Source organism: Acinetobacter sp. S54 (genome assembly GCF_016624945.1).
In the GTDB taxonomy this organism is placed as follows: Bacteria; Pseudomonadota; Gammaproteobacteria; order Pseudomonadales; family Moraxellaceae; genus Acinetobacter.
On record NZ_JACVUI010000023.1, the window covers coordinates 1 to 16,122 of the forward strand.

General features: G+C 38.4%; 14 protein-coding genes. 6 read left to right on the forward strand and 8 right to left on the reverse strand.

Annotation, left to right across the window (positions count from 1 at the left end; all coding sequences use genetic code 11):
- Positions 1-217: 217 nt before the first annotated feature.
- From IAE20_RS16565 to IAE20_RS16580, 4 genes are all read right to left on the reverse strand, one after another.
- Positions 218-784: a peptidylprolyl isomerase gene (locus IAE20_RS16565; protein ID WP_200461711.1), complete on the reverse strand. Its 567-nt coding sequence runs from the start codon at positions 782-784 to the stop codon at positions 218-220.
- A gap of 145 nt (positions 785-929) precedes the next feature.
- The gene (locus IAE20_RS16570; RefSeq protein ID WP_200461710.1) at positions 930-2,000 is read right to left on the reverse strand and encodes an alpha/beta hydrolase fold domain-containing protein; all 1,071 of its coding nucleotides are present in this window, start codon (positions 1,998-2,000) and stop codon (positions 930-932) included.
- Between the two features lie 682 nt (positions 2,001-2,682).
- Positions 2,683-2,922 carry a hypothetical protein gene (locus IAE20_RS16575; RefSeq protein ID WP_200482935.1) on the reverse strand — a complete coding sequence of 80 codons (240 nt, stop codon included), beginning with the start codon at positions 2,920-2,922 and terminating at the stop codon, positions 2,683-2,685.
- A gap of 404 nt (positions 2,923-3,326) precedes the next feature.
- Positions 3,327-4,187, reverse strand: coding sequence for an MBL fold metallo-hydrolase (locus tag IAE20_RS16580; RefSeq protein WP_200482934.1), 861 nt, complete (start codon positions 4,185-4,187; stop codon positions 3,327-3,329).
- A gap of 109 nt (positions 4,188-4,296) precedes the next feature.
- Between IAE20_RS16580 and IAE20_RS16585 the strand changes: the two genes are divergently transcribed.
- From IAE20_RS16585 to IAE20_RS16605, 5 genes are all read left to right on the forward strand, one after another.
- Positions 4,297-5,190: a LysR family transcriptional regulator gene (locus IAE20_RS16585; RefSeq protein ID WP_200461706.1), complete on the forward strand. Its 894-nt coding sequence runs from the start codon at positions 4,297-4,299 to the stop codon at positions 5,188-5,190.
- Between the two features lie 165 nt (positions 5,191-5,355).
- Positions 5,356-5,910: a nucleotide exchange factor GrpE gene (grpE, locus tag IAE20_RS16590; protein WP_200461705.1), complete on the forward strand. Its 555-nt coding sequence runs from the start codon at positions 5,356-5,358 to the stop codon at positions 5,908-5,910.
- A gap of 148 nt (positions 5,911-6,058) precedes the next feature.
- Positions 6,059-8,002 carry a molecular chaperone DnaK gene (gene dnaK / locus IAE20_RS16595; RefSeq protein WP_200482933.1) on the forward strand — a complete coding sequence of 648 codons (1,944 nt, stop codon included), beginning with the start codon at positions 6,059-6,061 and terminating at the stop codon, positions 8,000-8,002.
- 201 nt (positions 8,003-8,203) lie between these two features.
- A complete protein-coding gene (locus IAE20_RS16600) occupies positions 8,204-9,013 on the forward strand; it encodes a matrixin family metalloprotease (protein WP_227611175.1) in 810 nt (269 codons plus the stop codon).
- Between the two features lie 144 nt (positions 9,014-9,157).
- Positions 9,158-9,547: a hypothetical protein gene (locus tag IAE20_RS16605; RefSeq protein WP_200461702.1), complete on the forward strand. Its 390-nt coding sequence runs from the start codon at positions 9,158-9,160 to the stop codon at positions 9,545-9,547.
- Positions 9,548-9,612: 65 nt separating this feature from the next.
- Here IAE20_RS16605 and IAE20_RS16610 read toward each other — a convergent pair whose 3' ends face one another.
- The 4 genes from IAE20_RS16610 to IAE20_RS16625 all read right to left on the reverse strand — a co-directional run bounded on the left by IAE20_RS16610 (position 9,613) and on the right by IAE20_RS16625 (position 14,017).
- Entirely contained in the window at positions 9,613-10,899 is a 1,287-nt protein-coding gene (locus IAE20_RS16610) for a lytic murein transglycosylase (RefSeq protein WP_200482931.1), read from the reverse strand.
- 670 nt (positions 10,900-11,569) lie between these two features.
- Positions 11,570-12,691, reverse strand: a complete 1,122-nt coding sequence (locus IAE20_RS16615; protein ID WP_200482930.1) for a 5-(carboxyamino)imidazole ribonucleotide synthase — start codon at positions 12,689-12,691, stop codon at positions 11,570-11,572.
- Positions 12,692-12,701: 10 nt separating this feature from the next.
- The gene (gene purE / locus IAE20_RS16620; RefSeq protein WP_200482929.1) at positions 12,702-13,217 is read right to left on the reverse strand and encodes a 5-(carboxyamino)imidazole ribonucleotide mutase; all 516 of its coding nucleotides are present in this window, start codon (positions 13,215-13,217) and stop codon (positions 12,702-12,704) included.
- Between the two features lie 437 nt (positions 13,218-13,654).
- Positions 13,655-14,017: a DMT family protein gene (locus IAE20_RS16625; protein WP_200461712.1), complete on the reverse strand. Its 363-nt coding sequence runs from the start codon at positions 14,015-14,017 to the stop codon at positions 13,655-13,657.
- A 249-nt stretch (positions 14,018-14,266) separates the two neighbouring features.
- Between IAE20_RS16625 and mpl the strand changes: the two genes are divergently transcribed.
- Positions 14,267-15,634 (forward strand): UDP-N-acetylmuramate:L-alanyl-gamma-D-glutamyl-meso-diaminopimelate ligase, encoded by a 1,368-nt coding sequence (gene mpl / locus IAE20_RS16630; RefSeq protein WP_200482928.1) that lies wholly within the window; start codon positions 14,267-14,269, stop codon positions 15,632-15,634.
- The last annotated feature ends 488 nt before the right edge of the window (positions 15,635-16,122 follow it).

Sequence of the window (16,122 nt, forward strand, 5' to 3'; positions counted from 1 at the left end):
AAATCTTAACCCTTAATAGCCAAGATCTTCATCGTGTTTCGCGTCGGGATGAGTGCATTATAGGTCAATTTTTTATACAAGCAAGTGCTTTTAACTTATTGTTTTATTGGATGTTCTATTTTTGTGCACCCTTTTCGCTCACATTACAGTCAAAACCTTTGTAACCATTTCATTATAAAGCAGAAATATTATATTCACACTTCTGCTTTATTGTTTATTATTTCGCACTTTTTTGTGGCTTGATTTGCACACTTAGTATTTTTATGGGTTGTTTAGGTACATTTTGATAAGAACCTATAGTAGCCGTAGGGACTTTGACGATTTTATCGACCACATCCATGCCTTTTGTGACTTTACCGAATACCGCATATCCTGCATCTACTGGCGAAGCATTAAGAAAGTTGTTGTCGGCAACATTAATAAAAAATTGACTGGTTGCAGAGTTTGGATTACTGGTACGTGCCATTGCTAAAGTACCGCGTGTATTTTTGAGACCATTATTTGCTTCATTTTTAATGGCTGGTCGCGTTGTCTTTTCTTTTAGGTTTGCATCCATACCACCACCCTGAATCATAAAGCCAGGAATAACACGGTGGAAAACTGTGCCTGTATAAAAGTTACTTTTTACGTAGTTTTCAAAATTTTTACTTGAAATGGGTGCCTGATCATTAAAAAGCTCGATTTCTATATTGCCCATAGAAGTTTTCATTTCAACCAAAGTATTGGCAAATAGATTTACGCTCATTAAACATCCTGTGGTCAACAAAGCTATTTTCTTCAACATGTTTTTTCCTTATCAGATTTGCTGTCGTTTTGAGTATTAGCATAATAGATCTATTGCCTATTTTTAAAAGATTTAAAGGTATTGTTATTTGTATCATAAAAAAGGTGTTTCACGTGAAACACCTTTTTTATTTATCTGGTAGGGTTTAAGCGTGTTTATCCCAGAATTTTCTAAATGCTTTGCTCATTTGTATTAGATTCGCTTTAGCTTTACGTGAAACGGGAGTGAGATTTATAAAACCGTGGGTTTGATCCAAATATTCATCATATTGAACCTTAACGCCATTTTGACGCAGCTTATGACTATATATTTCACCTTCATCATGAAGAACGTCATGCCCAGCAGTCACAATATAAGCTGGTGCTAATTTTTTCAGATTGCCATAAGTAGGAGAAATAATAGGATCTGTCAATTCTACATGGTGTTGGGTCGCATAATAATCTGTCACGTAATCTACATCACGACCGGTCAGCACTAGTCCATCTTTATATGCATAAAAAGAAGGATGACGACTTTTGAAGTCCACCGCTGGATAAATGAGAAACTGTGCCTGTGGTGCATAAGATTTCCCAATTGTGCGTTGGGCAACAACGGTACTGATATTGCCTCCTGCACTATCGCCCGCAACGGCTATACGATTTTTAAGAATTTTAAAATAGCGTCGGTTTTGATAGACCCATGCCAATGCATCTTCACAAGACTGAATTAAATGCTTAGGAGAAAACTCTGGAGCCAGTGGATATTCAATACTTAATACTTGTACATTGGCCGATTTTGCGATGAGACGACAAGCTTCATCATGAGTATCAACATTTCCCACGACAAAGCCCCCCCCATGATAAAACACAATCATCGGTAGTTTTTTGTTGGGATGAGGATGGTAATGTCTGGCAAAAATAGTACCGCTTTGTAAAGGTAACCGAATATCTTCTACAAAATCTACAGGGGTGGGTTTACGGCGGATAGACTGCATTTGCAGTTCGAACATTTGACGGGAACGATCGACATTCTCGTCGATGAAACCTGAATAGCCCTGTTTAGTCTGTACCGCCATCAAACATTTGGTAAAGCTGTCGAGTTGCGGATATTGATAGGGATAACCTAATAATTTAACCAGTGATTCCTGCACAAAAGCAGGGAGTTTGTCTAATGCACGTGCTGCTGGCCCCTGCCCTTTTTCCAGTAATGCCTGAAGCTTTTGCTGCGATACGTTCACTGAATCTCTCCCTTAGAATTCCTGTTTATTCATTTTTTCTACATATTTGAGCATGTCTTGACTATATGCGCATACAAGACACCTAATCAAGTTACATTTCCTTAATTTTTCCTACGCTAATCCCAACCAAAATAAAAGTCATTGACTCAAACGTTATATGGCACTGGATAGTTTTGCCATTGGTTGAAGCAAAATAAGGAGCAGTAAAATGAAAGTAATTTTTATCTCAATTGTAACCGCATTTCTGGCAGTTGGTTGTATTGTTTTGCCTGAAGATCATGATCATCGACATGGTTCGGGATATGATCATGATAGAAGCCATGATTATAGGAACAATCGCGATGATGGTCGTTGGAGGTATGGTGACCGTGATTAAGTTTGCCAACAGTGTATAAACAAAAGCCTAAATCTCAATAGATTTAGGCTTTTGTTTGGAACGTACTCTGGCATCCTGCCACGTTGCTTGTACGACCAGTTTGGAACATCCTGTTCGCTATGGAAATACTATAATTGACTGCTTAGAGCTGACTCAAGAGCAATCAACATCTGTGTTTGTGAGTCATATCTTCGATGATTGTCGGTTTTGAACGCTTCATCTCAGTAGCAGCTGAGGTGAAATTCAGTGTTATGGTGGCATCCGATAATCACTTTTATGCATTCATCCTCTATCAGACAAAAGATATTATTGAACTGGAGCTGACCCAGGTGCAATTTGAGGCGCTTCAGGAGATGCCTGTACAGGTTGAGTTTGTGTAGCAGCATCTGCTTGCACTGCAACACCGCCCTGAGCTTCTGTCGCTGCTTCTGGGCTTGCAGAAGTTTGAGTTGAACCAGAGGCGTGTAAACCTGCTTCAGAAGCGCAACCTACTGCTGTAAATGCAACACCAGCGAATACCAGAGACAATAGACCAAGTTTCTTCATGTTTCTTTCCTTTCATTATGACGAAAATTGCAAAGTCCAACTTTGCGCTGCCTATCATTCACAATTTTTTTAGAACAAGCTCACATCATTGGTTGGTGTTTATAGAGATAGACGTACATGTTCTGCAATTTTTTTTAACTTGACCTAATTTCTCAAAAATCATGTTCTATGAGCGCTATTCGTCCGCTAACTTGTTCTCAATCTTTTATTTTTTATTTTTTAATTCAGGTTATAAATCTTTAAATTAGAATTTTGAAGTTATATAAATCGTGTAAAACCACTATAAATAGTTACAGAGTGAATTTAACAAATTACATCTTAATCTTTATAAAAAGGCTCACTGTTTTGAATGAGCCCATTTTGCAGAGATGAAATTTCACAGAGTTTTGAAATTATGCCTCAAATTAAGGCCATTTCATTTCACCTTTAACGACCTTTGCACCCAAATCCAGAGTATCTGTTTCTTTGAGATCAGGATATTGTTGCTGCATCACTTGAGAAAGTTGCTGTGCCGTTTTAGTGATTTTGGCTGCCTTTTCATAATTTCGTAGATAATCCAGTGAAAAATTCACAGCAGCCAAACCTTGTGGCGCATTTTCTACCATGTGCGCAGGTACAACCGTTTGCGGCTGTAACGCCTTAATACTTTCAAGTGCACGAATTACTTCTGCTCGATCCTGAGTGCGTGGTGTATCCGCCATCCATAAGTGAATACCAGAAGAAACAGGAATTCCACCGACTACAGCTTTAATTGAAGGAATCCATAAATACGTTAATTCTTTTTGTCCTTTAATTTCGATCTTTTCATTTTCAAAGTTAAGCGTTTTTGCTGTGAAAGCTTGTGGCACAATAATCTGTTCAGGTGCATTAGCCCCCATTTGCGGTGACCAATATTTGACTTTTAAGGCCTGTGTATCCTGAATATGCTTAATGGTTTCTGGCGTAGCGATGATTTTGACGTTGGGGAAATAGTGCTTAAATACATCAAGACCAAAATAAAAATCTGGATCACCATAACTGACAAATATCGTATTTAAAGTTTTACCGCTATCCAGAATTTCAGCCGCGACACGAAGTGCCTCTGACTTGGAAAACTGTGCATTGACCAACATCACCTCTTTATCCCCTTCAATCAGTGTTGAAGTCACACCAAAATGTTGGGGTTGAGCTAAAAAGTTTTGGATAGTTAACGGTTGCGCCATCGCTATTTGAGAAAAAAAAGTAGTTGTTAGAGCAAATAAGATGGGCGTTTTAAAACGACTCATGATCAAATCCAGATAAATAAATACAACTTTAATTTGCAATTTGTGTCAGATAAACACGACAATGCAAGATAAACTATTGCAGATATTGCAACAATTAAGATCTGCCATCATGGATACCATAAAAGCAATACACGTATTTGTCACTATCGCAGAACAAGGCAGCCTGAGCCGTGCTGCGGAACAGCTCAACTATTCAAGAGCAATGGTGTCTCGTTATCTGGATCATTTAGAACAAACTTTTTCAGTTCGCTTATTTCAACGTAATACCCGTAAAATTTCTCTTACTTCTGCGGGTGAAAAAGCCTTACGTTATTGCGAAAATATTTTACAGCAACAAACCCTACTGCATGAGTTGGCTGCACATGAACAACAAACTGGTACGATTCGTCTCACCTGCGGTTTATTTTTATATCAAATGGGTTTAAATGAATGTTTACGTGCTTTTAAACTGCAGCACCCCCAAGTTCAATTTGAAATTATTCTTACTGAAAATACAGTTGATTTAATTGAGAGTCAGATCGATTTAGCATTGCGCATTACTCAAAAAGTAGCCGATGGACTGATTGCTCGACCTATTTATGACATTAAATCTATTTTTTGTGCGCATCCCCATTATTTGGCTAAGCATCCTCCGCTGTTGCATCCAAGTCAACTTTTACAATATGACTGTATTACCCATCACCATGCCAGTCAGTACTGGACACTGTTTAATGCTGCACAGCAACCCCAAAATTACCCTTTAAATAGCACCTTTAAAAGTAATGACGTAAATGCTTTGTATGATATGTGTATCAATGCGCAAGGGATCGCCATGTTACCTACACGTTTGGTGCAAAATGATCTAATTCGCGGAAAATTAATACACGTATTGGCTGATTTTTCTGCACCCGATTTAACGCTGTCCTTGGTTTATGTGTCCCGGCAACATTTACCTAGAATGATTCAGCAATTTATTGCATTTTTAATTGAACACCTCGATTTTTACTTAAATAAAGAAAATTAAAGAGATTTAAATATAACTGAATGCTTGAATTTTTAAAGGATGCCCATACCTCATCCGTTATTCATTAAGAATCAAAATTCATGGCAGTTCAGCATAATGCTGTTGCAAACACCGGTGCCAAAAGGACTGTACATGTTTAAAAACCCATTTAAACGGAGATCATCAATGGCTAATGAGCAAAACGAGCAAGCTCAAGACTTATCTTCAGAGCAAGCTACACAAAATAATGAGCAAATCCAGACTGAAGATAGCGAGCAAGTTACAGATGCTGGCGTTGAAGATTTAAAAGCGCAAATCGGCAAACTTGAAGAAAGTTTAAAATTAGAAAAAGCACGTACAGCTAATGCAGTTTACGAAGCACAAAAAAGTGTAGAACGTATTCAGCGTGAGTCTGATAAGCATAAAGAAACTGTGCTTGAGAAGTTTGCAAAAGAATTATTGGACTCTGTGGATAATTTAGAACGCGCCATTCAAGCCGCCGGTCATGAAGAAACGCCTGTACTTGAAGGTGTAAGACTGACCTTGAAATCACTACTTACTACACTTGAAAAATTTGGCGTAGTTGAAGCAGATACGAAAAATGGTTTTAACGCCGATTTACATCAAGCAGTCGGCATTGATCCAAATGCCAAAGCAAATGAAATCGGCACTGTTTTACAAAAAGGCTATACCTTAAATGGACGTTTGTTACGCCCTGCTATGGTGATGGTTGGTCAATAATCCACAAGAGCAAGCGTTTATTTGCTCAAAAGTACATAATTTTGAGAGTTTTTTGATTTTTTTTCATAAAAATCCTTGAAAAAAAACGATTAACTCTCATATCGAATAACAAGCAAAACATTGCAAAAAAATTTGAGGAATACACCAAATGGCAAAGATTATTGGTATTGACTTGGGTACAACCAACTCATGTGTTGCAGTACTTGAAGGCGATAAAGTTAAAGTTATTGAAAATGCGGAAGGTACACGTACCACTCCATCCATCATCGCTTATAAAGACGGTGAGATTTTGGTCGGTCAAAGTGCAAAACGTCAAGCCGTGACTAACCCTAAAAACACATTATTCGCGATCAAACGTTTAATTGGTCGTCGTTATGAAGACCAAGCCGTACAAAAAGATATCGGTCTTGTACCTTACAAAATCATCAAAGCAGACAATGGCGATGCTTGGGTTGAAGTCAACGACAAAAAACTTGCTCCACAACAGGTTTCTGCTGAAATCTTGAAAAAGATGAAGAAAACAGCCGAAGATTACTTGGGTGAAACTGTCACTGAAGCAGTGATTACTGTTCCTGCTTACTTTAACGATGCACAACGTCAAGCGACTAAAGATGCAGGTAAAATTGCAGGTCTTGATGTTAAACGTATCATTAACGAACCAACTGCTGCGGCACTTGCGTTCGGTATGGACAAAAAAGAAGGCGATCGTAAAATCGCGGTTTACGACTTAGGTGGTGGTACATTCGACGTATCAATCATTGAAATCGCTGACCTTGATGGCGACCAACAAATCGAAGTGTTGTCAACAAATGGTGATACTTTCCTTGGTGGTGAAGACTTTGATAACGCATTAATTGAATTCTTGGTTGAAGAATTCAAAAAAGAACAAAGTGTGAACTTGAAAAATGATCCACTTGCATTACAACGTTTGAAAGAAGCTGCTGAAAAAGCAAAAATCGAGCTTTCTTCATCGAATGCAACTGAAATCAACCTTCCATATATCACTGCTGATGCGACTGGTCCTAAACACTTAGTGATCAACGTAACACGTGCAAAACTTGAAGGTTTAGTGGCTGACTTGGTTGCTCGTACCATTGAGCCTTGCCGTATTGCGCTTAAAGATGCGGGTCTTTCAACTTCTGAGATCTCTGACGTGATCTTGGTCGGTGGTCAATCTCGTATGCCACTTGTACAACAAAAAGTACAAGAATTCTTTGGTAAAGAACCACGTAAAGATGTGAACCCTGACGAAGCTGTGGCTATTGGTGCAGCGATCCAAGGTGCAGTATTGTCTGGTGACAAAACTGACGTACTTTTATTAGACGTAACTCCATTAACACTTGGTATCGAAACAATGGGGGGTGTATTAACTCCGATCATTGAGAAAAACACCACGATTCCTGCGAAGAAATCACAAGTGTTCTCTACAGCAGCAGATAATCAGCCTGCGGTCGACATTTCGGTTTACCAAGGTGAACGTAAAATGGCTCAACAAAACAAATTGTTGGGTAACTTCCAGTTAGGCGATATCCCACCTGCTCCACGTGGTGTACCGCAAATTGAAGTATCGTTCGACATCAACGCTGACGGTATCTTGAAAGTATCGGCTAAAGATAAGAGCACTGGCAAAGAGCAATCAATCCAGATCAAAGCAAACTCAGGTTTGTCTGATGCTGAAATCGATGCAATGATCAAAGATGCTGAAGCGAATGCTGAGGAAGACCGTAAGTTTGAAGAGTTAGCAAAAGCACGTAACGAAGCGGATGCTTTAGTCTCTAGCTCGAATAAAGCAGTAAAAGATCTGGGTGATAAAGTCACTGAAGATGAAAAAACTGCAATCAGCACTGCGGTTTCCGAACTTGAAGCAGCCACTAAAGAAAATAATGTGGATGACATCAAAGCAAAAACTGAGGCTTTACAAAACATCTTGATGCCTATCACTCAACGTGCTTATGAACAAGCCCAAGGTGCTGGCGGTGCGGAAGGTTTTGATCCAAATGCATTCCAAGGTGGTGATGCAGGTCAGCAACAAAAAGCAGATGATGGTGTTGTAGATGCTGAGTTCACAGAAGTAAAAGACGACAAAAAATAATTTGTCTGTTTGAATCATAAAAAAACCGTGCTTATGCACGGTTTTTTTATGAGGCTTTTCAAAACAATTGATTAAACTCTAAAAAAACGGTTATAAAACCCTCATCATATTTTATTTTCAAAGAATCATTAAGAGATGCGCTGGCTCATTTTAATTCCAATTTTATGTGTGCTCTTTTTCTATCTGAACAAAGAAAAGACAATGAATCATCAGCCTTTTGATTCACAAGTTCACTATAGAATTGGTCAAGTTGATCCACGTTTCAGACTAAGCGAACAACAGATTATTGTCTTGAGTCAACAGGCCAGCTATATCTGGCAAAATGGCACTGGGAAATCTTTATTTATTTATGATCCGAATGCCCAGCTTCGTATAAACTTTATATACGATGAACGTCAGGCCGACACAAAGCTTCGTCTCCAACAATTTCAGGAAATCAAGCAACAACAACAATTACACTCTATTGAACAACAACACCTTCAACACCAGCAACAGCAATTAAATAGTTCGCTACAATCATTAGATCAGCAACAAGCAGCGTTTCAAATGAGTCTGCAACGATATAATTTGATGGTACAGCAAATCAATCAAAATGGTGGAGCGACACCTGAACAACGTATAGCATTGGATCAACAAAAACAAAGTCTGCAACAGCAACAGACTCAATTGCAGCAAGCAATTAATACCCATAATTTTAATGTGGAACATATCAATCATAATGTCGACTCAGTCAACCAGATTCATCAGGAAGTGAATCAGAATATTCAGAGTTATAACCATAAATTTCAAGGCCGTTTATTCCATAAAGGTGAATTTGATGGAAAACAAATCAATATTTATGAATTTGAATCGCAGCAGGATTTGGTTTTAACATTAGCCCATGAATTAGGGCATGCTTTAGGTCTACAGCATAACCAAGACCCAAAAGCGTTGATGTATCCTATTTTAAAACAACAAGATATGCATAATTTTAGACTACAACCCGCTGATCTTGCTATGCTTACACATTAATGTAATTTTTTTAAAAATGCTTTTCGACTTTAATTTCGCATTTATTTTGTGTTTAATTCAGGGGATTAAAATTGATTTCGATATGAGCATCGAAATAGCATTCATATTCATGCTATTGTGCTAGATTAGTCTAATGAACATGTAATGGAGATCGACGTGAGTTACTATCATATCTTGATTGAAGTGAATGATCTAATCAGTACGATTGAGCAAACACGGGATATTGAAATCCTTGACATCATTGAGATTCAGCCTTATCTCCATTCAATTTTATTGCCTTATTTCAATGAACAGGAAATTGAACTTGAAGATGAAAATGTCGAGTTTAAAGATATTCTGCATCTAGAGGTCAAACAAACCTTATTACCCATTGAACACCTTATTGAAGAAGAACAAAAACTCCTGCCAAGTGACACCGATGTTACGATTACAGCTTATGAAATTTTTAATGATCGTGAATTGAGTCAGGATGTAACAACCGTGATTATGGATATTCTGGAAGCGGTTAAACTCGATCAATCCCCAATCGAATAAAGCTATCCATACCATACAAGGTCTACCCATATAGACCTTGTATTAAATCGTTAACATTTAAAAAATTACTGCATTATTTTTACAGCTTGTTCAGTGCGGATAGCCTTTAATATCTGCTGCCCTGCCCGTCCCGTTGGATTCAGCCCTAAACGGGTTTGTTCCTGACGAATGGCCTGACGAGATTTATCACCAATTAAACCATCCACCTCCCCAATATCATAACCACGACTGATCAAATAGCGCTGAATCTCACGGCGTTCCGCACGCGATGTACCTGGATCATCCGTTGGCCAAGAATTTACAAAAGGCCCCGCACCACGTAAACGATCTGATAAATGTGCAATCGCCAAACCATAGCTTTCAGCTGCATTGTAACTATAAATTGCATCAAAGTTTTTAAAGACTAAAAATGCTGGGCCATTCGCACCAGCGGGCATCATTAAGCCTGCAGGAGTTGATAATGAAAGATTGCCCTGCACCAGTGCCGAACCATCAATACGTGTTAAGCCTTGTTGTTGCCAACTGCTCAAAGGCTTTTTATTACGTCTTCCTTCACTACTTATAGACAGTCCTTGTGGAATTTTGACCTCAAAACCCCACGGCATTCCAGTTTGCCAACCTGCCTGTTTAAGAAAATTGGCAGTTGAAGCTAATGCATCGGGCACACTCGACACCAGATCACGGCGACCATCTCCATCAAAGTCAACTGCTAATCGTTCATAAGTTGATGGCATAAATTGAGTATGACCAAACGCCCCTGCCCATGAGCCCTTTAACTGATCTTCCCTTAAATCACCACGCTGTAAAATTCGTAGCGTTGCGAAAAACTCACCTCGAAAATAACTTTGACGACGCCCCTCACAGCTCAGTGTTCCTAAAGCCTGTAATAACGGATATTTTCCAGAAATATCCCCATAATTACTTTCCACACCCCAAACGGCAACAATAGTCTCTGGCGGTACACCATAAACTTGTGAGGCACGATTTAATACATCCCGATACTGCGCCATTTTTTGCTGACCTGCCTGTACCCGCTCATTATCGACTAACCCTGAGAGATAATCCCAAATCGGCGTTGAAAACTCAGGCTGATAATTTAACTTGTCAATCACGGAATAATCAGGACTTAAATTTTGAGTATAACGATCATAGGTTGTTGCACTCACACCTGATGCAATTGCCTGCGAACGTAAATTGGCAATACAGCTTTGAAAATCATTCTGAGGGGAAAAACTACTTGATGCTTGTGTCGTGGTGGTTGCAGAAATTGTTGCACCATTCATAATTAATTCAGCTTGAGCCTGAGTTGCAAGAAAAAAACAGGAAGAAAAAAATAAAGGCAAACGTCGCATTGTTATCATGACCATTTTTGAATTCAAAGTTTGATTTTACCTTAGCATTTAGATAGCTCAATGACAGATAAAATTCGTAACTTTTGAATTCAAAACGCGCACACCTTTTTGAATTTAAACTTATCCACACTCTTATTTTAAATTTAAATCAAACCCTATTTATTTAAATTCAAACTATTTTAGATTTACTTTTAAAATTGAAACTTAAGCACATTTTATGCAAATTTTTTACAGCATAAATATCAAGTTAGCTAATTTTTTTAGTTATCGATGAAAGCAACTTTTTGAATTCAAATGGCATCTGCCACCTCTATGTGACTTTTAAATTTAAAAAATGACCCTTAGCGCTTGTGGATAACTTTATGGCAGCTTTTGAATTTAAAACAGAGAAATTTTAACAAGGTTTTTTAAATTCAAAATACATTCACATTTTTGAATTCAAAAAACCTATGAAATATATCCAGGATTTGAATTCAAATTTTTAGTGTTTTATGTCGAGTTTATTTGTATTTTCATCTTAAGAATGATGTTAAAAATAGACAAATGAATGCTATTTGACGAGAAAAATTAGATAAAAGGTCAGATCCAAATAAAGTGTATTTAAAATAAATCGCATAAAAAAGCGATCAATATTCTGATCGCTCCTACATACAAACGTTTAGGTCGTCGATTACAAAGTCATATCTGTTTTTAACGCCAAAGGCTCAGGTAAAATTTGTGCCAATTGACGGCATAAATCCACTAAATCTTCACTCTTAACAGGCATCAAGGTAATATGACCAAGTTTACGACCTTCACGTTCTGTCTTATTGTACAGGTGTAAATGCGCACCATTTAAAGCCAAAACATCCTCAGATTTTGGATGTTGACCAATAATATTGACCATAACTGTTGGGCGCACAACCTCTGTTGAACCAAGTGGCAAGCCAGCAACAGCACGAATATGGTTTTCAAACTGAGAACAAACCGAACCCTCAATTGACCAATGCCCTGAATTGTGTACGCGCGGTGCCATTTCATTGGCAAATAAGCCTTGTTCTGTCACAAACAATTCGAGCGTTAATACACCTACATAATTTAGATGGTTTAATAACCGCGTAATGTAATCCTGTGCGATAGGTTGCAAATCGGTACTGTTCGGCGCAGGAATAATCGAATGCGATAAAATCCCGTGATGATGGTGATTTTCAGCTAAAGGCCAAGTTTTCACATCACCATGTTGTCCCCGCACTGCAATAATAGAGACTTCACGAGAAAAATTTACAAAACTTTCAGCGATCAATGATTTTGCAGGCCCGAGTTCTGCCCATGCTTGTTCAATCTGCCCATGCTCACGCAAAACAAATTGCCCTTTGCCATCATAACCACCCGTTGCAGTTTTCAGTACAATTGGTAAACCTAGCTCAGTAGCAGCTTGTTTCAGTGCATCCAGACTATCTACTGCTTTAAAAGGCGATACTGGAATATCAAGCTCATTAAATAAAGTCTTTTCAGAGAGTCTATTTTGAGCAATTGCAAGCGCCTGACGTGGCGGATAAATAGACTTGGTCTGATTCAGCGCATCGACATCTTCAAGCGGCGTATTTTCAAACTCAAGACTAAACACATCTGCACTTTGAATAAAAGCACTTAAACCATGTTCTGCCTGACTTGAAAAAACTGGTCCAAGCGCTGCTGCTGGACAATCTTGCTGGGCTTCAAAAAAAGTACATTGAATATTTAATGGTAAAGCAGCCTGAGCCATCATGCGACCCAGTTGACCACCACCAAATATTCCGATGGTTTTATCCATGATTGCCTCTTTATACTTGACCTGGGATATTTTTACTTGCGACTTTATCCGTTTGTGCCGCGCGGAAATCAGCAACATTTTTCGCAATTTCAGGATCTTGTAAACCTAAAATCTGAGCTGCCATAATCGCCGCATTGGTTGCTCCCGCAGGGCCAATTGCTAAAGTTCCCACGGCTATTCCTGCTGGCATTTGTACAATTGAAAGTAAAGAATCAACGCCGTTTAAAATCGAAGATTTCACGGGCACACCTAGAACTGGTAAATCTGTTTTAGCCGCACACATTCCTGGTAAATGTGCGGCTCCACCCGCACCCGCTATAATCACTTGAATACCACGTTCACGCGCTGTTTCTGCATATTCAAATAAACGATCGGGTGTACGATGTGCCGAAACGACTTCAGCCTCAAAAGGGACACCCAATTGTTTAAGCATATTGGCAGTATGTTCTAGCGTTGCCCAATCCGATTGAGAACCCATAATAATTCCGACTAAGGGTTGAGCATCTTTCGCTGCGACCGCGTTCATTGGCATTTCCAAAGTATCAAAGATAAAAAATAGAGATCTCGGCTTACACCAAGAAAGGAATGAGAATGGGCGGCATTATAGCGGTTTTTTTCAACAGCTCCAAAACTCTGGAGCAATTTGATATGAATTGATCAAGTTTGATGCTTTTACTGGGTTTTAATTCAAATTAAGTTAAAAATATCGGGGGTATCAGTCCAAAGCTAAGAGAGATAAACTTGTAAGCATTTACTGACAAAATTCTCAGAAAATTGCGTCTATATCTGATTTTTATTTTGCCCTATGATCAATTCATCAGGAACAGGATGTTCCAGAACATAAAACAAAAACCATAAGTTCTTCCATCAGGATCATGAGGTACAACAGGAGTTATACCTAGCAGCAAGATACGAAAAAGCCCGACAGGATGTCGGGCTTTTTTTATTCGATCGTAGCCATTTTTATTGACTCCGAAAAACAAAATAGACGCAGCCTAGTAAACACAGCATTGCCCACAAATAATCCAGTTTGAACGGTTGTTTAAATAAAAACATCATAAAAGGCACAAAGACAATCAGAGTCACGACTTCCTGAGTAATTTTCATTTCACCCAGACTCCAGCTTTGTTGATCCAATAATCGGGTCGCAGGAATCATAAAACTATATTCTAGTAGAGCAATCAGCCAGCCAAATAGTATGGCTTGCCACAAGGGGGAATGATGTAAAAATTTCAAATGTCCATACCACGCCATGGTCATAAAGCAATTTGAGATAATTAAACATCCAAGAGCAATAAATGTTGGATTCAAGTGAATATCCTTGATCACAATAGACCGCGATCAGCATGAGAACAGTGAAATTTATTATAAAAGGGAAATCTCAAAAAAATAATTCTTTCATCAAAATTTAATCCTTGTCATTTCACTCAAAAGCAACAGCAAAACACCCGAATAGCGTGATTTATGACTATCTTTTCCTAAGCAGCCTTGTTATCGTTGCTGTCAATTTGAATTGATATTGATGCTAGCGTATATAAATAAAATGCTGGCTCAAGGCAGTGGAGTAGACGAGTTATGCATCTGCATATTTTGGGTATTTGTGGCACTTTTATGGGTTCTTTGGCCCTTTTAGCACGAGATTTAGGACATAAAGTAACGGGTTCCGATGCCAACGTCTATCCTCCTATGTCAACCCAATTAGAAAATGCAGGCATTGAACTCATGCAGGGTTATGACCGCAGTCATTTACAACCGCATCCTGATCTGGTGATTGTGGGAAATGCCATGAAACGCGGGATTGACGCAGTTGAATATATGCTCAACCAAGGTCTGTCATATACTTCTGGTCCACAATTTTTGGCTGATCATGTTTTACAAGGTAAACATGTCTTGGGTGTGGCAGGTACACATGGTAAAACCACCACGACCACCATGCTTGCTTGGGTATTGGATCAAGCGGGACTTAATCCTGGATTTTTGATCGGTGGTGTACCACTTGGTTTTAGTGGAAGTGCACGTTTGGGCGGCGGTCAGTATTTTTGTGTTGAAGCAGATGAATATGATTCGGCTTTTTTTGATAAGCGCTCAAAATTTGTTCATTACCATCCTAAAACCGCAATTTTAAATAATCTTGAATTTGATCATGCGGATATCTTTGATGATCTGGCAGCCATCCAAAAACAATTCCATCATTTGGTGCGCACTATTCCAAGTGAAGGATGCATTATTGCTCCAATTACTGAAACCAATATTGATGAAGTATTAGATATGGGTTGCTGGACGCCTGTAGTCCGTACCAGTTTAAACCAAAATCCTGATGTTGCATTCAGTGCAGAGCAACTCAGCGCAGATGGTAGTCATTTTAAAGTACTGCATCAGGGTGTTGTCAAAGGCGAAGTACAATGGACTATGACAGGCCAACATAGTGTGGCCAATGCTTTGGCAACTATTGCTGCGGCACAGCATGTAGGAGTGAGTATCGAACAAGCGTGCCATGCTTTATCTAATTTTGGTGGCGTTAAACGTCGTATGGAATTGCTTGGGACAGTCCGGGGAATTGAAGTTTATGATGACTTTGCGCATCATCCCACAGCGATTGAAACCACGTTAGATGGTGCTCGTAAACGTTTGGGCGAAAGAAAACTTTGGGCAATTATCGAGCCACGTTCCAATACGATGCGTATGGGAAGCCATAAAGAAGGTCTGGCGTATTCGGCACGTTTAGCAGATGAAGTCATCTGGTATCAACCCGAAGGTCTGGATTGGGATTTACAACCTGTCATTGATTCTGCCACCAATCATGCCCACGTCAGTCGTTCACTGGATCAGATTATTGCACGTATCGTGAATGAAGCAGGTGAGGGTGATGCAGTGGTGGTTATGTCGAACGGAGGATTTGGTGGACTACATCAAAAACTTTTAAATGCGTTGAAACTCTCATAACACCCCATCAAAACTTGCTGACATTTTTAGATTTTTTCATGTTCATTAGGAGTCCTTTTTTTGGACTCCTTTTAGTTTTAAACTTTTTTCTTCAATAATGACTCAATTAAAGTAATTTGTTTGCGATATAAATTTATTTAATCGAATGAATAAAAAACATATTTTTTTAATTAATATTCTATTAAATATTTACGCACACCCTAAACATACAATACTTTAATCTATATAAAAACGGGTTTTAATTGATGACTATTCATATAATATCTACCCATTAAAACCTTAATATTTATTTAATTGTAAATAGAAAAAATACAATATAATGGAAACATCCATTCTTTTATAGATATATAGATTAAAAAAATATTATTTTTGATTAAAATTGATTAAAAAAATAGGATTTGATCAATAAACCCAATAACACGTAACAATTTGTATCAAAAAACAAAATTTTATTTCTTTATTATTTTTATAAGTTACTAATTTAAAAT